At 69.2% G+C, this 19,125-nt stretch carries 15 protein-coding genes and 1 tRNA gene; 7 read left to right on the forward strand and 9 right to left on the reverse strand.

Translation table 11 applies throughout. The annotated features are described in order from the left end of the window. Nucleotides 1-66 precede the first annotated feature (66 nt). The 5 genes from HLH21_RS16310 to rfaD are packed head-to-tail and all read right to left on the reverse strand — an operon-like array spanning nucleotide 67 to nucleotide 4,731. On the reverse strand, nucleotides 67-1,011 hold the full coding sequence (locus HLH21_RS16310) for a hypothetical protein (RefSeq protein ID WP_182944809.1): 945 nt from the start codon (nucleotides 1,009-1,011) through the stop codon (nucleotides 67-69). Beyond that, nucleotides 1,008-1,820: a peptidoglycan editing factor PgeF gene (gene pgeF, locus HLH21_RS16315; protein ID WP_182944810.1), complete on the reverse strand. Its 813-nt coding sequence runs from the start codon at nucleotides 1,818-1,820 to the stop codon at nucleotides 1,008-1,010. The genes HLH21_RS16310 and pgeF overlap by 4 nt, the downstream gene beginning before the upstream one ends. Continuing rightward, entirely contained in the window at nucleotides 1,817-2,824 is a 1,008-nt protein-coding gene (locus tag HLH21_RS16320; protein WP_182944811.1) for a class I SAM-dependent methyltransferase, read from the reverse strand. Before HLH21_RS16320 ends, pgeF begins: the two co-directional genes overlap by 4 nt. Before the next feature lie 32 nt (nucleotides 2,825-2,856). After that, nucleotides 2,857-3,702, reverse strand: a complete 846-nt coding sequence (gene lgt, locus HLH21_RS16325) for a prolipoprotein diacylglyceryl transferase (RefSeq protein WP_182944812.1) — start codon at nucleotides 3,700-3,702, stop codon at nucleotides 2,857-2,859. A 48-nt stretch (nucleotides 3,703-3,750) separates the two neighbouring features. After that, nucleotides 3,751-4,731, reverse strand: coding sequence for an ADP-glyceromanno-heptose 6-epimerase (gene rfaD / locus HLH21_RS16330; RefSeq protein WP_182944813.1), 981 nt, complete (start codon nucleotides 4,729-4,731; stop codon nucleotides 3,751-3,753). A gap of 162 nt (nucleotides 4,732-4,893) precedes the next feature. On the opposite strand from rfaD, the gene HLH21_RS16335 reads away from it, so the two are divergent. The 5 genes from HLH21_RS16335 to HLH21_RS16355 all read left to right on the forward strand — a co-directional run bounded on the left by HLH21_RS16335 (nucleotide 4,894) and on the right by HLH21_RS16355 (nucleotide 7,734). Beyond that, nucleotides 4,894-5,211 carry an accessory factor UbiK family protein gene (locus tag HLH21_RS16335; RefSeq protein ID WP_182944814.1) on the forward strand — a complete coding sequence of 106 codons (318 nt, stop codon included), beginning with the start codon at nucleotides 4,894-4,896 and terminating at the stop codon, nucleotides 5,209-5,211. A 205-nt stretch (nucleotides 5,212-5,416) separates the two neighbouring features. Beyond that, entirely contained in the window at nucleotides 5,417-5,920 is a 504-nt protein-coding gene (locus HLH21_RS16340; protein ID WP_012553583.1) for a type III secretion system chaperone family protein, read from the forward strand. After that, entirely contained in the window at nucleotides 5,917-6,750 is an 834-nt protein-coding gene (gene proC / locus HLH21_RS16345; protein ID WP_182944815.1) for a pyrroline-5-carboxylate reductase, read from the forward strand. Before HLH21_RS16340 ends, proC begins: the two co-directional genes overlap by 4 nt. Before the next feature lie 164 nt (nucleotides 6,751-6,914). Beyond that, the gene (locus HLH21_RS16350) at nucleotides 6,915-7,571 is read left to right on the forward strand and encodes a TetR family transcriptional regulator (protein WP_182944816.1); all 657 of its coding nucleotides are present in this window, start codon (nucleotides 6,915-6,917) and stop codon (nucleotides 7,569-7,571) included. A gap of 88 nt (nucleotides 7,572-7,659) precedes the next feature. After that, a tRNA-Gln gene (locus HLH21_RS16355) sits at nucleotides 7,660-7,734 on the forward strand. A gap of 193 nt (nucleotides 7,735-7,927) precedes the next feature. Here the strand turns inward: HLH21_RS16355 and HLH21_RS16360 are convergent. Beyond that, the gene (locus HLH21_RS16360) at nucleotides 7,928-8,197 is read right to left on the reverse strand and encodes an HU family DNA-binding protein (RefSeq protein WP_182944817.1); all 270 of its coding nucleotides are present in this window, start codon (nucleotides 8,195-8,197) and stop codon (nucleotides 7,928-7,930) included. Nucleotides 8,198-8,455: 258 nt separating this feature from the next. Between HLH21_RS16360 and HLH21_RS16365 the strand changes: the two genes are divergently transcribed. After that, nucleotides 8,456-9,346 (forward strand): rhamnan synthesis F family protein, encoded by an 891-nt coding sequence (locus HLH21_RS16365; RefSeq protein ID WP_182944818.1) that lies wholly within the window; start codon nucleotides 8,456-8,458, stop codon nucleotides 9,344-9,346. A 287-nt stretch (nucleotides 9,347-9,633) separates the two neighbouring features. Here the strand turns inward: HLH21_RS16365 and HLH21_RS16370 are convergent, their stop codons facing one another. Beyond that, nucleotides 9,634-12,189, reverse strand: a complete 2,556-nt coding sequence (locus HLH21_RS16370) for a glycosyltransferase (RefSeq protein WP_182944825.1) — start codon at nucleotides 12,187-12,189, stop codon at nucleotides 9,634-9,636. An 83-nt stretch (nucleotides 12,190-12,272) separates the two neighbouring features. Next, entirely contained in the window at nucleotides 12,273-13,625 is a 1,353-nt protein-coding gene (locus tag HLH21_RS16375) for a calcium-binding protein (protein ID WP_182944819.1), read from the reverse strand. 180 nt (nucleotides 13,626-13,805) lie between these two features. On the opposite strand from HLH21_RS16375, the gene HLH21_RS16380 reads away from it, so the two are divergent. Beyond that, nucleotides 13,806-16,580, forward strand: coding sequence for a glycosyltransferase (locus tag HLH21_RS16380; RefSeq protein WP_182944820.1), 2,775 nt, complete (start codon nucleotides 13,806-13,808; stop codon nucleotides 16,578-16,580). A 380-nt stretch (nucleotides 16,581-16,960) separates the two neighbouring features. On the opposite strand, the gene HLH21_RS16385 is transcribed toward HLH21_RS16380, so the two are convergent. Beyond that, the coding region (locus HLH21_RS16385) for a glycosyltransferase family 4 protein (RefSeq protein WP_182944821.1) at nucleotides 16,961-19,125 on the reverse strand (2,165 nt) is incomplete at its 5' end.

A 19,125-nucleotide genomic window follows, 5' to 3' on the forward strand; every position in this document is an offset into this window, starting at 1 on the left:
GGGCCGTGTCATCCGTCTCCCGCATCGGTCACGCATGCCGGCCATGCCGCCAACGCCGCGCGTCGCCTAACGTTGCGCGTGCGCCACAACAGGCGGCGGCAGCGGCACGTTGTCGCGCCCCGAATACCGCGCGACCACCTGCCGCACGCCGCCCGCCGCCTCCTGCGCGGCGGCCACGGCGACATCGCCCCAGTGCCCGTCCAGCGCATGGGCGTCGATGTCATGCAACTGCGTCGCCGCCCCGGCCTCCTTGCCCGCCGCGTCCACCACCCGCCAGACAAGCTGGAGATGCTGCTGCGGATGGCCGGTCGTCCCCGGCGGCCCGTCCGTCACCGTCACCTTGCAGGCCACGGAAAAATCGGCGTCGCGCGGCACGTTCTGCACGGCGTCCTCGGCATCGCGCAACGAGGCCGCGAAGGCCCGCGCCAGCGCCACGTCGCCGTCGCCCGGCGCGCCGGCCACCCCGGCGAAAAAGATCCGCGCCGCCCGGTGCTTCAGGCTGTGCGGGTCGTGGTCCATCTGGTCAGCCTGGATGCCGGTCAGCGCGCCGGCGATGCCCGGCGCCGCCTGTCCCGCCGCAGCCTTCAGCATCGCCGGGTCGCCGGCGGCCCAGGTCGCGGCCGGCACGCCCATGCCCTCGTCCGTGCTGCGGACCACCCCGGCGGGCGTGATGACGCTGTAGGTCGGCACCACCTGGCCGCCCCGGCTCACCGCCCCCAGCCGCAGCCACCAGTCGCCCTTGCGCGCCGGCTGGGCCACGGCGGGCACGGACTGCTCCAGCAGGGCGGCGACGACGTCGCGGCTCCATTCCCCGGCGGCGGCGTCGCCCAGCAGGGCCGCTGACGGCGCCGGCACCGCCAGGCGCGACGGCGGCGGATTCAGGGCCAGCGACCGCCCCTCCCGCCCCGGATCGCGAAAGGGATGCGGCACGTCGAGACAGCCGGACAGAAGGGACAGGCCGGCCGCGCCGATCAGGCCGGCCGCACGACGGACGAAAAGCGCGCGTTTCATGCGCCGCTTGTAGCATCGGGCCGGGCGATGACCGAAATCTGGTGCCCGATCGGCCCGCCGCCCGCCAGGGTCCGCCGCCGATGGCTGAAGAACCGGTCGGGATCGGCCAGCGTATCGACGCCCAGCGCCACGGCCTGGCCCACCCCGGCCCGCCGCAACCGCGCGACGCAGTAGCCCGCCAGGTCGAACTGGAAATGCCCCACCCGCCGTCCCGGCGCAAAGAACGGCGCGGCCCCGGCGTCGGCGGCCAGCGCCTGGTCGCGCATGTCCGGCCCGACCTCGTAACCGGCCTGCCCGATGCAGGGGCCGACCACGGCGCGGATGCCGGCGGCCTCGGCGCCCAGCGCCGCCATCGCCGCCACCGTGGCCTCCAGCACGCCGCCGACCGCCCCGCGCCAGCCGGCATGGGCCGCACCCACCACCCGGCCGCCCGGCCCCGCGAACAGCACAGGCCCGCAATCGGCCGTGATGACGCCCAGCGCCACATCCGCCCGATCGGTCACCAGCGCGTCGGCCGTGGGGCCGCCCCCCGGCATCCAGAGCGCGTCCCCCGCCCCCACGACGGCCACGCCGTCGCCATGGACCTGCGTCACACCCAGCAACCGCTCCGGCGCGACCCCCATCGCGGCGGCGACCCGCCGCCGGTTCTCGGCCAGCGCCCCGGCCGCGTCGCCCGAACGGGTCGAGCAGTTCAGGCTGGCATACGGCCCCTGCGACACGCCGCCCCGGCGGGTGAAAAACCCATGGCGCACGTCGCCCAGCAGGGCATGGCGCAGGATCGAATCGTCCGGAATCCCGTTATCGGTCATGGGATGTCTCCTGATGCGGGGGCCGCCGCGAAACCCGGCGGCGACGGCAGGCCGGGCGAGGCGACGGCCAGCGCCTTGAACAGCCGCCCCATGCGATCGGGCGCGGCCAGGCGCTGCGCCGCATCGCGAATGGCGTGGGCCTCGGCCGGCGGGCGGCCGCGGGCCAGTTGCTCGGCCCGGGCGAACAGGCCCAGGCCCGCCAGCAGCGCGCCCTGCGTCACGCTGCCATGGACATCGGCCCCGGCGGTGCGCGCGGCGGCGGCGAAGGCGGCGAAATCGACATGCGCGGTCAGGTCGGCCTGGCCGGGGTCGGCCAGCGGCCAGGCCGGCTCGCGCTCGCGCAGGGCCTGCAACGTGTCGCCCCACAGCGCGCCGTCATAGCCGTAATCGACGAACAGCGCGACGCCGGGCGCCCGGCGGAGGCGCGCCGCAATGGCGCGCGCCACCGCCAGGGCGTCGGCGCAGACCTCCAGCACCTCGCCCGGCGGCACGGGGCGATCGAACGGGCCGCCCGCCGGCAGGTCGGCCGCCGGCCGGGTCACGAAGCCCATGCCCTGCACGAAGCGCTCGTCCCACCCGTCCACGCTCCGCACGAACTGGCGGATCGGCAGGGCGTCGAGAAATTCGTTGGCCAGCAGGATCATCGGCCCGTCCGGCACCGCCTCGATCCGCTCATGCCAGACGACGGGCCGCGCGGCCCGCCCCTCCAGCGCCCCGGCCTGGACGGCGCGCAGGCGCGGCGACGTTTCCACCAGATGGATCGCGGCGGCGGCATGGCACTCCGGCGCCACGCGCGCCAGCAGGCGCAGCATGTCGGCCATCAGGGTGCCGCGCCCCGGCCCGGCCTCGACCAGCAGGAACGGGTCGGGCCGGCCCATCCCCTGCCAGGTGACGGCGACCCACGCACCCAGGATTTCGCCGAACATCTGCGAGATCTCGGGCGCGGTCGCGAAATCGGCGAACGGGTCGCGCCCGGCGTAATAGGCCGCATTGGCCCGCGCCATGAAACGATCCAGACGTTCCTCCCCGCCCGCCGTCACGCGGCATCGGCCCCGGCGTCGGCCGGCATCAGCACCGGGCGGGGCGGGCGCATCATCGCCTGCGCCATCAGCCCCATGCCCGCGATCGCCATGGGCACGCACAGCACCTGCCCCATCGTGGTGCCGAAGGGTAGGAAGCCGATGAAGGCGTCCGGCTCGCGGAAGAATTCGCAGATGCTCCGCGCCACGGCGTAGCCGAACAGGAACAGGCCCGACAGGAAGCCCGGCCGTTCGCGCACCGCCGCCCGGCGCGACACCACCCACATCACCGCGAACAGCACCGCCCCCTCCAGCAGCGCCTCGTACAGTTCGGACGGATGACGGGGTTCCGGCCCCGCCTGGGGAAAGATCATCGCCCAGGGCAGGCTGGCCGGGGCCGGACGCCCCCACAGTTCGCCGTTGATGAAATTGGCCAGACGCCCCAGCCCCAGCCCCATCGGCACCACCACGGTCACCCGATCGGAAAAGCCGAGGAAACTGAGCCCGTTGCGCCAGCTGAACAATGCCAGGGCAATAACGACGCCCAGCGCCCCGCCATGGAACGACATGCCGCCATGCCAGACCTGCAAGGCCGCCAGCGGATGCGCCAGATAGACGCCCGGCTGGTAGAACAGGATGTAGCCCAGCCGCCCGCCCAGCACGACGCCCAGCGTCGCCCAGGTCAGGAAATCGTCGACCTGCAGGGCCGTCGCCGCCCGGGGCGCCAGCGCCACCAGGCGGCGCACCAGCCGCCAGCCGATCAGCAGGGCGGCGATATACGCCATGGCGTACCAGCGGATCGCCAGCGGCCCGACATGCACCATGACCGGATCGAATTGCGGGAATATCAGCACGGGCAGCATGCGGCGTCTTTCTGCTGGATCAGGTCGGGGAAAGATCGGTTGGGGGCGTCACAGGTACGGGTCGGCGGCGGCGAGGTAGTCCCGCACATAGCGGCCCACCCCGTCTTCCAGCGACGTGAACGGCCGGGCATAGCCCGCCGCGCGCAGGCGCGTCATGTCGGCGCGGGTATAGGACTGGTACTGGCCGCGCAGGGCGTCGGGCATGTCCACGAATTCCACCCGGCGTGGCTGGCCGGCGGCGTCGCACACCGCATGCGCCAGGTCCAGATAGCTCCGCGCGACGCCGGTGCCGCAATTGAACAGGCCGCAGACCTCCGGCGCATCCAGCAGCCACAGCATCACGTTCACCACGTCGCCGACCCAGATGAAATCCCGCGCCTGCGCCCCGTCGGCCAGCCCCGCGACCTCCGAACGGAACAGCCGCGCCGGCAGCCCCTGGCGGACTTCGTCGTACTTCGCCTTCACCACCGAAGTCATCCGGCCCTTGTGATACTCGTTCGGCCCGTAGACGTTGAAGAATTTCAGCCCCGCCCACTGCGGCGGCGCCACGTCCCCGCGCGCCAGGCGCGCCGCCACCTGCCGGTCGAACACATGCTTCGACCAGCCGTACAGGTTCAGCGGGTGCAACGCGTCCAGCCCCGCCGGGTCGTCGGAAAACTGCTCCGGCCGGTCGGCCCCGCCGTAGGTCGCGGCCGACGAGGCATAGATGAACCGCGCGCCGTTGCGCGCGCACCAGTCCCACAGCCGCATCGACAGTTCGACATTGGTCCGCCACACCAGGTCGCCGTCGCGGGCCGTCGTCTCGCTGATCGCCCCCAGGTGGAAGACGGCGGTGACAGGGGGCCGGGTGGCCAGGAAATCGTCCAGCGCCTCGGGCGCCAGCAGCCGGTCGGGCGGGTGGCGGGCGACGTTGCGCCACTTGTCGCCCACGCCCAGCCGGTCGACGACGATCGTTTCCTCGCCCCGCGCCCGAAGCGCCGCCTGCAGACACGAGCCGATGAACCCGGCCCCACCGGTGATGATAATCATGACCCCGGTTTATAGGGATGCGCCGCCCGTCCTCCAAGCGGGGACGAATGGCGGATGGCCTTGGCGGCATGGAATGTCTATATCGTCGGCACCATATGCATCCGGCCCGCCGCCTTCCGCGCGGCGGGCCGGCAGAACCGCCCTGGAACAGGAGGCCCCGCGATGACCGACAGGCCACGCTTTTTCGATGATCTCGCCGGTGTCGCCGGCGGCGCGTTTTCCGCCCTGGCCGGCGTGCGCGAGGAAATCGGCGCCATCGTCCGCGCCCGCGTGGACGAGGCCCTGGCGTCGCTGAACCTGGTCCGCCGGGACGAGTTCGAGGTCGTGCGCGAACTGGCCGGCCGCGCCCGCGCCGGGCAGGAAGACGCCGAGGCGCGGCTGGCCGCCCTCGAATCGCGAATCGCGGCGCTGGAGGCCGACAGCGGCCGGTTCCAGCCCTACGCCCCGCCGCAGGATCCGGCGCCCTTCAATTCGTTCTGAAATCGAACGAGGCGGCCGAAAAAATCCGCGCCGGACAGGCGTCGCCCGCGCGCGACGCTTGCCAGCCTGCCCGCACCGCCCATAGGGTTAACGGGTGGCCGTGTCTCGCCCCCCCAGGGCGGGACAGCGACACGGCCCGGTTCGCAGACGTTCGGGGTCCGGCGCGCGACGCCGGCCTCCCTCCACGGCTTTCGGGGAGTCCCACATGCCTGCCCTTACGCTCTCCTCACCCTCCCAGGACTCCAACCCCCTCGATCTCATGGAACAGATCGTCGGCGGATACGAATGGGCGTTCGAACGCCGCAACGATTCCGAGATGGCCGCCGAGGCCCCCGGAAAATGGTGCGATTACGGCCTGTACTTCTCCTGGTCGCGCGAAGTCAGCGCGATGCATTTCACCTGCACGTTCGACCTGAAGGTTCCGCCCCAGCAACGCCGCGCCCTGTTCGAACTGGTCGCCCTGGCGAACGAACGCCTGTGGATCGGCCATTTCGGCATGGATCTGGAAAGCGGCATGCCGCTGTTCCGCCACGCGGTCCTGCTGCGCGGCGCGCCGGGGGCGTCGATGGAAAGCCTGGAAGACATGATCGACATCGCAATCACCGAATGCGAACGTTTCTATCCCGCATTCCAGTTCGTCCTGTGGGGCGGCAAGACCCCCGCCGAGGCCCTGGAGGCCGCGATGCTCGACTGCGCGGGCGAAGCATGAGCCACGGCGCCGGAACCCCGCGCGATCCCATCCCGCCGCTGCTGCTGGTCGGCTGCGGGCAGATGGGCGGCGCCATGCTGGCCGGCTGGCTGGCCGAAGGGCTGGCCCCTTCGGTCATTCTCGACCGGCATCGCGACACGGTTCCGGCGCCGCACCGCGTCGTGCCCCTGGCGGCCGACCTGCCGGCCGATTTCGTCCCGTCGCTGATCGTGCTGGCCACCAAGCCGCAGAAGGCCGCCGCCGTCATCCCCGACCTGGCGCGCTTCGCACGGCACGCCCCGGTCCTGTCGGTCATGGCCGGCAAGACGGTCGGCGGCCTGGCCGACGCCTTCGCGGCGGCGGGGGCGCCGGGCGCGGTCGTTATCCGGGCGATGCCCAACACGCCCTCGGCCATCGGGCAGGGCATGACGGTATGCTACGCCCCGCCGCCGGCCACCCCCGCCCAGCGCGCCCTGTGCGAACGCGTGCTGTCGGCCATCGGCGACACCGCCTGGGTCGAGGCCGAGGACCAGATGGACGCCGTCACGGCGGTGTCCGGCAGCGGCCCCGCCTATGTCTTCCTGCTGGCCGAGCTGATGGAACGCGCCGGCATCGCCCAGGGCCTGCCCCCCGCGCTGGCGCGGCGCATCGCCCGGCGCACGGTGTCGGGCGCCGGCGCGCTGATGGAACGGACCGACGTGGACGCCGCCGAACTGCGCCGCCGCGTGACCAGCCCCGGCGGCACCACGCAGCAGGCCCTGTCGGTGCTGATGGCGGCGGACGCCTGGCCCGCCACCCTGGACGCCGCCATCCACGCCGCGGCCCTGCGCGCGCGCGAACTGGCGTCCTGACCCGCACGGGGCCTTCCGCGCACATTTCGAAGACCGGACGCATCTCACCCCGGCGTCCGGCGAACTTGCGCCCCGCCCCACCGTAATTTAACCGCAATACGGACCGAGCCTGTCCGGATCGGCCGGACCGCAGGCATAGACCCGAAGATACGTCAGAAGACCTCATGGACAACGACCAGTTCGACGATGCCCTGCTCCGCTCCGCGATGGAACGCACCGCGCTCTACGGATGGCGGCGGCTGACGATCGTCGACGCCGCGCGCGACGCGGGCATCCCGCTGGACGACGCCCGCCGGCGCTTCCCGCTGAAACCCTGCGTCCTGCTGAAGCTGGGACGCCTGGCCGACGAATCCGCCCTGGTCGACGACGGCAGCACCGGCACCCCGCGCGAAAAGCTGTTCGACCTGCTGATGCGGCGGTTCGACGTGCTGCAGCAATATCGCGCCGGCGTGCGCGCGGTGCTGCGCGCCCTGCCCTTCGACCCGGCGCTGGCGCTGCTGCTGGGCGGCGCCACGCTCGAGAGCATGCGCTGGATGGCCAGCGCCGCCGGCCTGGACATCTCGGGCGTGGCGGGCGCCCTGCGGGTCAAGGGGCTGGTGGGCGTGTGGGCCTACGCCCTGCGGGCCTGGGACCGCGACGACAGCGAGGACCTGTCGCACACCATGGCCGCCCTGGACCACGCGCTGGACCGCGCCGCCCGCCTGGGCAACCTGCTGGAACGCCGCTCGGCCTCGCCCACCGCCGACACGGCGATGACGGGCGCGACCGACATCGACCCGTCCGTGGACCTGCCGCTGGAGCCGTCGCCCGAACCGTTCTGACCCCCATCCGGCCAAAGGGGGCATCTGCCCCCTTTACGCCACCGGGAAGAACACATTAGAAGGGCGATGCCGAACGGACTCGGCATGTTGGGGCGTAGCCAAGCGGTAAGGCAGCGGATTTTGATTCCGCCATTCGGAGGTTCGATCCCTCCCGCCCCAGCCAGAGCCAACGCCAGAGCCCGGCACTCAGATCGAAAATCACGAAAATGCGCGATCAATACACGGATTGATCGTGACCCATCCGGTCACCCCGGCCCCTGGCGGGCCGGTCCTGCTGCCCCACGGCGGGCCGGTCCTGCTGCCCCACGGCCGGCAGGCCGGCCGTGGGGGGCGTCATACGAACGCGGAAAAACGGCTCAGACCGCCTTCTTCAGGTTCGGGCTGGCCTTGAAACGCACTGTCTTGCCGGCCTTGACCTTCACCGGGTCGCCGGTACGGGGGTTAAGCGCCTTGCGCGCCTTGGTCTTCTTGACCGTGAACGTCCCGAACGACGGCAGCGTGAAGCCGCCTTCCTTCTTCAGTTCCTTGACGATGGCGGAAATCAGGTCGGATGCTGCCTGGTTGGCGGCGACGCCGGTGCAGTCGATCGAATCCTGGATAACCGCGGCGATGAAGGCCTTGCTCATTGAGACTGTCTGCTCCTTAGTCAAGTTACCACGGGACAACGCCGTGACCGGGCCAGCCGTTCACGACGTCTTGCGTCGAAGGTCGCGGCTTGTAGCGCGCACCTTCATCTTATGCCAGAAAAATTTTCGACGCATGGACAATCTTGCTGACATGGACTGCAAAAGCCGTCTCCCTTGCCGAAAGGGCCGATTCCCACCGGCATCTGGCCAAGGCCATTTTCGTCATAACGATTGCGGACTATTCCGGGTCGCGCGTCCGTGAGCCGCACCGTCTGCCTGTTCGCCCAGTACGATCCGGCGGGCCGCCTGGCGCCGCATGTGCGCCATTACCTGGCCGAACTGGCCGCCTGCGGCATGACCATCCACCTGGCGCTGTCGGGTGCGGCCAAGACCGACGCCCAGACCGCGCAATTCTGCGCCCGCCACGGCATCACCGCCCATCCCCGCCCCAACGGCGGGCTGGATTTCGGCGCATGGCAGGACCTGCTGGCGGCCGGATGCGCCGCAGGGGCAGACCGGATCGTGCTGGCCAACGACAGCGTGTTCGGCCCGCTGCGCCCCCTGGCCCCCATCGTGCGCGCCATGATGGACCGGCCGGCCGACGTCTGGGGGCTGGTCGAATCCCACAGCGTCGCCTGGCACCTGCAATCGTGGTTCCTGTGCTTCACCGCACAGGCGCTGGACCATCCGGCCATCCGCCTAGTCCTTGCCCAGCCCTTCGCCCGGATGAACAAGCCGGAAATCGTCCTGCATGGCGAGGTCGGGCTGGGCCTGGCGATCCGCAGCGCCGGCCTGCGCGCTGCCGCCGCCTGGCCGGACCGCAGGGCCGGCCTGCGCCGGCTGGTGCCCACCAACCCCATGCACGCCGACTGGCTGTCGGTCGCACGGTCGGACACCGTGCCGTTCATCAAGGTGGAACTGCTGCGCGACAACCCATGCGGAATCTTCTGGACCGGCCAGTGGCGCGCCCTGGTGGCCCGCAGCCCGCAGTTCCAGGCCGACTGGATCGAGACCTTCCTGCGCGACCAGCCCCGCCGGGGCGCGACCCCGCGCGCGGGGTGGAAGATGCGCCTGCTCTATCTCGTCCTCAGCCGCGACCGGGGCGTGGTTCTGACCGCCCTGCTGTCGGGACGCGGCGGCCGGGGGTGAGAAAGTCGGGCTCTGCCCGAACCCGGCAAGGGCCCAAGGCCCTTGCATCCCATTCGTTTTATAAAGTCCGGGGTTTCCAAAGGTTCTGTTGTCGTTAGGTGTTGGTGACGAATCTCAGGGCTCTGCCCTGAAACCCGCCAAAGGGCCGAGCCCTTTGGAAACCAATCCGTTATCCATGATCGGGGTCCAGGGCCTCAGGCCCTGGTGGGTTCGGGCAACGCCCGACCTCCCTCGCCCACAGCGAAGGAAGAAGCGTTACTGTCGCGCTTATCGGGCAAAGCCCCTTGTCAGGCCCCCGCCGCGACCACGCCGCGCAGCAGGTCCAGCAGGTCCCGGGCCTGGCCGTCCCACGTCGCCAGCCGGTCCTTGAACGGGTTGACGTAGCCGTCGAACCGGCCCCCATCCAGCAATGTGCCGACCACCGCTGCAAGATCCGCCGGCGTGGCGTCGAGCCCGACCAGCGTGCCGTTCACGCCATCGACGATATCCTCGGCCTGCCCGCCGGGGCCCGACGCCACTACCCAGACGTCGCGGGCCAGGGCCTCGCGCACCGTCAGGCCGTAGCTTTCCGGACAGCGCGAGGGAAACAGCAGCACGTCGATCGAGTCGAAGAACGCATCCATCGTCCCGCCATCGTAGGCCGGCACGACGTCCAGTCGCCCCCGCACCCGCCACCCCGCCATGTCGATCGAACGGAGGCCCAGGGTCAGCGTATTGTCCACCAGCCGCAGCACCCAGTCCGGCCGCTCCAGCCCCTCGAACGCCGCGCGGATCAGCGGAAAGCCCTTGACCACCTCGTTTCCGCCCACATAGCCGAAGCGCACCGGGCCGGGCGGGCGGGCGGGGCGCGGGCGGGCGGGCCAGCGAAAGCCGTTGCGGTTCACCACGATCCGCGCCGGATCGACCCCGTTCGCGACATGCAGCCCGCGATGCGCGGCGCTGGGGCTCAGCAGCAGCGCCGCGTCCCGCAATCCCCGGCCCAGCACCAGCGCCCGGTCGTCCAGATAGCGGGCCTCCGGGCAGCAGCGCCCGCACACGCGCGGGTCGATCCGCGCCTGCCCGCAGAACCGGCCGTCGGCGCGCACCATGAATTGCCGGGCGCACAGCCACCAGGCATCGTGCAGGGTCACGACATAGGGAATGCCGCGTTCGCGACAGACCCGCAGCAGGCCGGCCCCCAGCCCCTGCGGCGCATGGACATGCACGACATCGGGCCGGAAGGACGCCACGACATCGGCAAAGACCGCGGCCGCGGCAGGGTTGTCGAACGCGGCGATGGCATCGCCGTCCGGCGGCATGTCGATCGACAGGACCGGCACGCCCCCCTCCTGGTAGCGCAGGGCGGAAGGCGGCCGGCCGGCAATCGCGGGGCGCGCGGTCAGGACCGCCACCTCCACCGCGCCGGTCGCATGCAGGCGCCGGACCATTTCCTCCGCCACCAGGGTCGCGCCGCCGAAACTCCGGGGCGCATAATAGACATTCACGCACAACACCCGCAGCCGCCCATCCGGCGGCGGGTCGGCGGGCCGGCCGAAAACCGGCGCGACCTGGTGCCGCGCCACCCGCTCGGGCGCGTAACGCGCCATGACCCCGGCGCGGGCGCGGGCGCCGATCCGGCGGCGCAGGCCGGCATCGTCCGCCAGACGCCGCAGCGCGCGCGCCCAGTCGTCGTCGGTGGCGGCCAGGCAGCCGTCCTGGCCGTCCGTCATCGCATCGGCGAACGCACGGCGGGGCGAACAGACCGACGGCAGGCCCAGGACCGCCGCCTCGATAAACTTGATGTTGCTCTTGGCGTCGTTGAAAACGCAGTCCTCCAGCGGGGCGATGGCGATATCCGCCCGCGCCAGCAGCGCCAGATAGTCGCGATAGGGGCGGCCGGGCAGCATCTCCACCCGGTCGCCGAACACGGCCAGTTCCCCCGGCGCCGCCAGGTCACCAACGATCTGCAGCCGCAGCCGCGCCTCCGCCGCCATCGCCGCGACCAGCCCCGGCACGGCCACGCGAAAATCGGCGTCATGCGTCCGTGTCCCCGACCCGTAGATCACCACCACCGGCCCGTCGTCACCGCCCGGAGCCTCCCCGCCCCCCAACCCGGCGGCCCCCATTTCAGCGACAATGGCAAGGGTCTCGGCATCCAGCGCGTTCTCGATCACCGCAACGTCGCGCAGGCCGGCGGCGCGCATCGCCTCGGCCAGCACCGGGGTGGAGGCAATGCCCCGGTCGCAGGCCAGCATGCAATTCCGGAAAAGACCAACCCCAAACAGCAACTCCGTGCGTTCGGCGCCGGCCAGGGTGGCGAGGTTCCCGTTCCGCAGATACAGGTCGCGGTCGAAGATCAGGTCGTCCACCTCCCACCAGCACGGCAGCGACAGGCGTCGGGCCTCGGCCAGCAGGGTGTGCACCGATTCGAAGGCCGGCACGCGATAGAAGACGACCCGCGTGCAGAATTGCAGCGCCGTCAGCGCCGGCCCGGTGTCGCGCCAATCCACCACCCGGCACGTCCAGCCCAGATACCGAAGCTGATCCACCCTTTGCCAGACACGATATTTCGCGCATTGCCCCAGGCTGAGTTCCGCGACGATCAGGATAACGGGCGCCAGCCCTTCCGTCCCGACGGCCCGCGCGTAGGCGTCGGCAACGGCGGACAGGCCGCCATCCTCCACCGGCGGGGGACGCAGCACATGCCGTATCCGGCACGCCACGCGCCGGGCCGTCCGAATGGCCCCCTCCTGCCGCAGATGCCCGCGCAGCAGACGCAGCAGGCGGCCCGAAAGGGACCGCTCCTGCAGCCGGAACAGATGCGTCAGCCGGTCAAGATCGGCGCGCGCGGCGACGGCGCGCATATCCTGCAACCGCGCGCTGGCCCGGTAGAGGTCCAGCAGGTCGTCGCCCGGCCCAGGGGGTGGATGGGCCTCCACCCGCCGCCTCAGCTCAGGGTGAAGTCGCTGGCCTTCAGGTCGTTGACGCCCAGGAACGTGATCTTCGTGCTGTCGGACAGCTGGATGGTCGTATTCCCCCCCGACACGGTGGCCGCGTCCAGAACCGACTGCAACCCGCCGCCGTTCTCGTAACCATATTGGTACAGCGCGGCGACATTGCCGGCCGACCTGCCGAAATCGGTAATGATATTGTCGCCGCCGCTGCTGGGTCCCTTGGTGAAGGCGAACAGATTGTCGCCCAGACCGCCCGTCATCGTGGTGCTGCCCGTCCCGCCGACCAGCGTATCGTTGCCGTTGCCGCCGATGAAGGTCGCCGTCCCGTTATCGGCGAAGGCATGCAGCGGACTGCCCGACAGCGCCCCGTCCAGCGTCTGGTTGCCTTCATTGGCGACGAACAGCGTGTTGCCCGAACCGTTCACCGACATGTCCAGCCCGGCCGCGCCGAAGATCGTGGACTGGCCGGCCGTCACGGTGGTCATGCCCGTGCCGTTCAGGAAGGTCAGGCTGCCCGTCACGCTGATGCTGTTGCCCACGCCCTGGCTGACGACCAGGTCGCCGGCGGCCGAAATCGTGTCGGACATCCCGCCGGCGATCGTGCCGGTGGTGCCGGTGAAGGACACGGTGTCGCGCGTTCCGCCGGACACCGTGCTGCCGTTCCCGACCGTCATCGTGCTGCCGGCGGCGGTGTCCTTGACCAGGGCGTCGGGCCCCAGCGAGATCGAGGAATCGCCGCCATAGATCGTGACCGACTGGATGCCCCCCTCGCCGATGATCGTGTCCTGGCCCCACGACGCCACCGCGTTCGACCCGTCACCCAGATAGATCTGGTTGTCGCCCGCGCCGGCATTCACCGTGTCGTTGCCGCCGCCCGTATCGACGATATCGTTGCCCGATCCGGTATTGACCGTGAAATTTCCAGTCTCGCCAACAAAGACATCGTTCCCCGCCGTCGCCAGGAACGACCCCCCGCTGTCGCCCCCCAGGAAGGTGGTCCCGCCCAGCGTTCCGGAAATGACCTCGACGGGCGCGGTCACGCCGCGCGCGTTGATTTCCACCGGCGTCGTCAGCACGGGCGACGAGGCGGCATCCGTCGACAGCGCGCCGGCGACGATATTCACATACGCACCGTCCAGCGCGTAGGCCCCGCCGACGGTGACGACCCCTACCGCATTGCCGGCGGTGGACATGTTGCCCCCGCTCCGCAGGGTGGAAAATGTCTTGCCGGCAGCCGTGTCCTGCAAGGTCCTGGCATAGGCCCTGGCCAACGACAGCGTGTCGCCGCCATCGACGGTCACATTCACCGTTGCGCCCGCGGCGCCCATTACGGTTACAATCGCCACCTGTCGTGCTCCCTACCCATGTTTCCCGGCCATGGACATTCGGGCGGCCGGCACGCATCGCCGGACACTTCCGTCCCCCGAACGACAGGGACAGGAAACACTGCAGATATTCCCAAAATATTAACGTCTGGGCTGAAGGGATGAAGAAATCGCCCCTCTGGTTCCGGACGACGACATTCGATGGACACCGACGAACGCCCCCCTTCGTTCCCGCCCCTGCGCGGCCACCCGCGCATGGCCGACCATCTGGCGCTGCTGGGCCGCGACGCCCTCGACCCGTTCTTCTGCGCGCCGCCGGTCCTCGACCCCGACCCGGCGACCTGCGCCATCCTGCCGTTCCTGGCCTGGGTGACGACGCTGGCCCGGCCACGCCGCATCGGCATCGGCGCGGGCGAACCCGCCGCGATCACGGCCTTGCTGCGCGACGTCGCGCGACGCCGGCGCCTGACCACCGGCATCCATGCCCTGCCGCCACACCCCGCCCCGCCGCATGACCCGTTCGACCTGCTGTACCTCGATGTCCGCAACGCCCCCATGGCCCATCCGGCATCACTGCTGACCGCGCGAGGGGCGGTCCTGCTCCATGGGCGGCAGGCCGGATGGGCCTGGCCCGACGGTCCCTCCGTCTTCCTGCCGCTGGGCGACGGGCTGGTGCTGGCGACGCGAGGCCCCGGCCCCCTCGCCGCGCTGTGCGCGCTGCTGGCCGCGGACGATCCCGCGGACGATCACACTCCGGCCAATATCGTGCACCGCTTCGCCGCCATCGGCGCGCACTGGGCCGCCCGCCGCCATCTGGTCGAAGCGCGGGCCGACCTGGCCCTGGCCCGGCAGGACATCAGCCGCCTGCGCCTGGACGCCATGGAACTGCGGCTGGCCCTGAACCGGCAGGACACCCCACCGCCCGTCCCCGCCGCCCCTCCACCTGCACCACCGGCGGTCTCACCCGGCCCCCTGCGCCGGATCGCCGGCGCCCTCGCCCGCCGCCTGCGTCCCCCGGCGCCGGACGCACCGCCGGGGCGACGCCCCATCCGCCACGTCCTGTTCGTGTCGGGCGAACCCGAAACGCCCGGCACGCTGTATCGGGTAACGCGCAACGCCGCCGCCTGCCGCGCCGCCGGATTCGACGCCCGCTGCCGCGACTGCGCGGCCGTCGGGGCGGACGACGTGCACTGGGCCGACCTGATCGTGCTGTGGCGGGTCGAATTCAGCGGCCATGTGGACACGCTGATGGCGCTGGCGCGGGCACGCGGCACGGTGCTGGCCTTCGACGCCGACGACATCGTGTTCGAACCGTCCCTGGCCCGCGCCGACCTGATCGACGGCATCCGCACCACAGGCGCCCCGGTGGCGCAGGTCGAACGCCTGTTCTCGGACATGCAGCGCACCCTGCGGGCCTGCGACCTGGGCGTGGCGCCCACCCCGACCCTGGCCGGGCGGATGCGCCCCTTCACGCCGCTGACGTTCGTCTGGCCCAACACCTACGACGCCGAGACCCTGCGCCGGTCGCGTCACGCCCTGCGACGCCGTGCGGCCTGCGCGCCCGACGGGCTGGTGCGGATCGGCTACGCCACCGGTACGCGCACCCACCAGCGCGACTTCCGCCAGGCGCTGGCGGGCCTGCTGCGCGTCATGGACCAGCGCCCCACGGTGCGGCTGGTCCTGTTCCGCGAGGCCGGGGGTGGCCGCCCCCTGCTGCTGACCGACGAATTTCCCGAACTGCGTCCCCACGCCGCGCGCATCGAATGGCGCGACATGGTGCCGCTGGCGGCCCTGCCCGACGAACTGGCGCGCCTGGATATCTCCATCGCCCCGCTGGAAGTCGGCAACCCGTTCTGCGAAGCCAAGAGCGAACTGAAATTCTTCGAGGCCGCGCTGGCCGGCGTGTGTTCCGTCGTCTCCCCCACCGCGCCGTTCCGCGACGCGGTGCGCCACGGCGTCACCGGCCTGCTGGCCGACGGCGCCACCGAATGGGCCGACGCCCTGCTGACGCTGGTGGACGACCCGGCCCTGCGCCGCCGCATGGCGCGCGATGCGTTCCACACCGTGCTGTGGGACTACGGGCCGCAGCGCCAGGCCGGCCTGCTGGCCCCGGCGATCGCCGGGCTGACCGGCGACACCCAGGCCGCGCGAGCGGGCGAAATCGCGCTGGCGCGCGGCGCGTGGCGCTGCCGCGACGTGCCCGCCATTCCCGACAGCAACATCCTGTTCGCCCGCGACCAGTTGCGCGACGCCGCCGTAACGGTGGTCGTCACCGCCTATAATTACGCCGACCATGTCATCGAGGCGCTGGAGTCGGTGCGCGGCCAGACGCTGGACCCGCTGGACCTCATCGTGGTGGACGACGCCTCGTCCGACGACACGGCGGCGCTGCTGCTGTCGTGGGCCGAACGACATGCGGCGCGCTTCAACCGGCTGCTGATCCTGCGCGCGGTCCGCAATGCCGGGCTGGGCGGCGCGCGCAACATCGGCATGGCGGCGGCGGAAACCCCCCATATCCTGCAACTGGACGCCGACAACCGGCTGCTGCCCGAGGCATGCGCCACGCTGCGGGCGGCCATCGGCGACGCCGGATACGCCTACCCCATCATCCGCCGCTTCGGCCGCGCCCAGGGCCTGCTGGGCGACATCCCCTTCCACCCCGGCCGGCTGGTGGGCGGCAACCGCGTCGACGCCATGGCGCTGGTGGCAAAATGGGCCTGGGCCGCGGCCGGCGGCTACTACGTCCAACGCGACGCCATGGGGTGGGAGGACTACGACCTGTGGTGCACCCTGGCCGAACACGGCATCCCCGGCACCCACGTGCCCGAAATCCTGGCCGAATACCGCGTCCACAACGCCGCCATGACCGACACCCTGACGGAACAGCCAACCCACAAACCCACCGTCGTCACCCTACTCCGCACCCGCCACCCCTGGCTCCACCTGACAGCCCCGGAAGTCCGGAACCGAAGCTGATTTCGGGCATCGCCCGAACCCACCAGGACCCGAGGCCCCGGACCCCGATTTTCATGACCGGATTCCAAAAATCACCAGTTTTGAAAACAATCCATTATCTATGGTCGAGCCTCAAAGGACGTCCCGGTATGCGCCCGTCCCAGCCGTCCATGCGTTCAAATATAAATCCCATAAGCGGACATAGCCCAATTGCATTTGGACGGCTGATTGTGGGGGGAACCTGACGGGCCGCTTCCGGACATGAACACGTAAAAGCGGATGTCTCTCTCAACCGAGATTTGGTTCACATCCCCGCGGTTACACAATTTGCGCAGAGCACTCTCCGGCAATGCTGGGGCGATTCAGGTGCAGGACATTCCTGTCGTCCAATTTCAGACGAATTAATTCGTTGAACCAGCGGTCAATGCAGCCAACAATTTCTTTGCCTCATTAAGCCAAGTTTTCTTGTCCGCCATAATATTGCGTATTTCTGCGGCCCGCCGGAAAGAAGCTTCGCGATCTGCGAGCACTCGTTCAATGGCATTTGCCCAGCGCTCGCACAGCTCATCGGGAGTACCATCCATTTTTACGACAAGCCGGGCTACTTGGTCGGGAGAAAGGTCCTCCCTGAGTAACTGAGCTAGGCCGCTGTCAGCGCTGACGAGGGCTGGTGCCCCAGCGACGATAGCTTCAACCCCGACCAAACCAAAACCCTCGGACCTCGACGGCATCAAGACAAGACTAGCGCTCTGCAAATCGGCCCTAAGTCTTTCATCCGATACGGTGAAAGCTCGTACGGAGAGTTCTAAACGGTTCGGGCCAGCTTTTTGCAGTAGTTCAGATCGCAGCTTGTCCATTCCGTCTGATTTTGCGCCGCGGATGACCAATTCGATGCGCGGGAGGACTGCTAGCCGTTCCCGTGCCACCTTAGCGACCGCCGATGCTGCAGTGTCCAGTCCCTTTAAGTGAACGTCCTCTGCGCGCGCCACAAGCAGGACTTGCCACGGGTCGCCTTCGGGCGGCTTCCGCTCTTGCGGCCTCTTGACGTCGAACCCCGGGTCAAACCGTAATGGCGACTTAGTGTCGTCGTAGCCGGCGAGATAGGTCGCGAACCGACCATGCAAACGCGGCCCGACCGCGACAACGCATGTGGCGGTTCGAGCCAGATCTACCTCGAGCTCAGTGCGATCCTGCGCGCGCATCCCGGCTTGATCTTCCCTATCAAGCTTGTAGGGTTCAATCTCATCCGGTGCCATGTGGATAAAGTGCACGCGGCGCGCAGATTGATAGTGGTTTGCTTGTAACGAGGCTGCGACGGGACCGGTGATCCGGCCGTGACCAATCAGAAAATCAGGGTTAAACTCGTTGAGGTCGAGAGGCTTGTTTATCAGTCTTTGTTCATCTGACAGGCCCGTTCCACGCGGTGCTTCGACGAGAGTCACTCCCAATTCTTTCGCCGCCACTATTTCTTGACTTGTGGCCTCTAGCACTATGCAGGCGACCTGCGCGCCAGCCTGGCTGAGCGCGACGCAAAGCTGCCGGTTAAACGTGCTCAGCCCGCCGCGACCCGACGACCATTCGGTGGCGACAGCTAAGAACGACGCGGTCCGCTTTTCGGCTTTTCGCTCCTGCTGAGTGTCCATGTCCAAAATCTCCACTTTGTGGTGGCCGAAGGCACTTTCATTACCACCGCGATGGTTGAAATATTGGTGACGAATAAGGATGTGATCCAACCCACTGATTAAAATTGGAATGCGTGGAAAGTGGTAGGACAGAGACGACCCAAAATCCAGGCAGGAATCAATCCAATATACTAGGAGAGTTTCGAGCGAAATTTCTTCGTCAAGGTGAGTTCGGCCTGAGTAAACGTCAAGATATCGCTTCGCATTTCCAACATTTCCGCTCTTAATTTCGATCAACGCCGTCAGCCAAGCGACCGATGACCCTTTGGAGAAGTCTATTTCTCTGGCCTTTTTATCAAGAAATTCCCGCGCTTGATCCATACGGCCACATGCCACACTCGCGAAGGCTCCCTGTGTTGCCAGTGCAAAATACTCTGGGAATTCTTCTACCCCTGATTTTGCAATGTTCGCAGCTGCGGCGAATTCGTCTTGCGAAATATGCGACACGATGTCGGCATAAAAGTTCTGCTGGGAACTCAATGTAAGACTATTGGCCAGATTACTCCGCCCGATATCGCTTGAAATAAGAATAACACTTTCGACCAATTTGTAACTATTTCGACCACCACCACACTGATCGATCCCCTCGCGCAGCAGGATGACGGCTTCATCGGGCTTGCCGTCACGGGCGAGGGTCTCCGCCGCCGCCTGGTAAAGAGAGACCAGGCCCAAGGCTGGCGGAACCGCCTTGATCCCCTCGCGCAGCAGGATGACGGCTTCATCGGGCTTGCCGTCACGGGCGAGGATCTCCGCCGCCGCCTGGTAAAGAGAGACCAGGCCCAAGGCTGGCGGAACCGCCTTGATCCCCTCGCGCAGCAGGATGACGGCTTCATCGGGCTTGCCGTCACGGGCGAGGATCTCCGCCGCCGCCTGGTAAAGAGAGA

Origin of the sequence: Gluconacetobacter johannae, assembly GCF_014174305.1 — a bacterium.
Taxonomy (GTDB): domain Bacteria; phylum Pseudomonadota; class Alphaproteobacteria; order Acetobacterales; family Acetobacteraceae; genus Gluconacetobacter; species Gluconacetobacter johannae.

Bases quoted from the DNA above. Each gene is read 5' to 3' on its own strand.
- HLH21_RS16310 (WP_182944809.1), bottom strand. From the start codon at position 1,011: ATGAAACGCGCGCTTTTCGTCCGTCGTGCGGCCGGCCTGATCGGCGCG.
- pgeF (WP_182944810.1), bottom strand. From the start codon at position 1,820: ATGACCGATAACGGGATTCCGGACGATTCGATCCTGCGCCATGCCCTG.
- HLH21_RS16320 (WP_182944811.1), bottom strand. From the start codon at position 2,824: ATGGCGCGGGCCAATGCGGCCTATTACGCCGGGCGCGACCCGTTCGCC.
- lgt (WP_182944812.1), bottom strand. From the start codon at position 3,702: ATGCTGCCCGTGCTGATATTCCCGCAATTCGATCCGGTCATGGTGCAT.
- rfaD (WP_182944813.1), bottom strand. From the start codon at position 4,731: ATGATTATCATCACCGGTGGGGCCGGGTTCATCGGCTCGTGTCTGCAG.
- HLH21_RS16335 (WP_182944814.1), top strand. From the start codon at position 4,894: ATGACCGACAGGCCACGCTTTTTCGATGATCTCGCCGGTGTCGCCGGC.
- HLH21_RS16340 (WP_012553583.1), top strand. From the start codon at position 5,417: ATGCCTGCCCTTACGCTCTCCTCACCCTCCCAGGACTCCAACCCCCTC.
- proC (WP_182944815.1), top strand. From the start codon at position 5,917: ATGAGCCACGGCGCCGGAACCCCGCGCGATCCCATCCCGCCGCTGCTG.
- HLH21_RS16350 (WP_182944816.1), top strand. From the start codon at position 6,915: ATGGACAACGACCAGTTCGACGATGCCCTGCTCCGCTCCGCGATGGAA.
- HLH21_RS16360 (WP_182944817.1), bottom strand. From the start codon at position 8,197: ATGAGCAAGGCCTTCATCGCCGCGGTTATCCAGGATTCGATCGACTGC.
- HLH21_RS16370 (WP_182944825.1), bottom strand. From the start codon at position 12,189: ATGCGCGCCGTCGCCGCGCGCGCCGATCTTGACCGGCTGACGCATCTG.
- HLH21_RS16380 (WP_182944820.1), top strand. From the start codon at position 13,806: ATGGACACCGACGAACGCCCCCCTTCGTTCCCGCCCCTGCGCGGCCAC.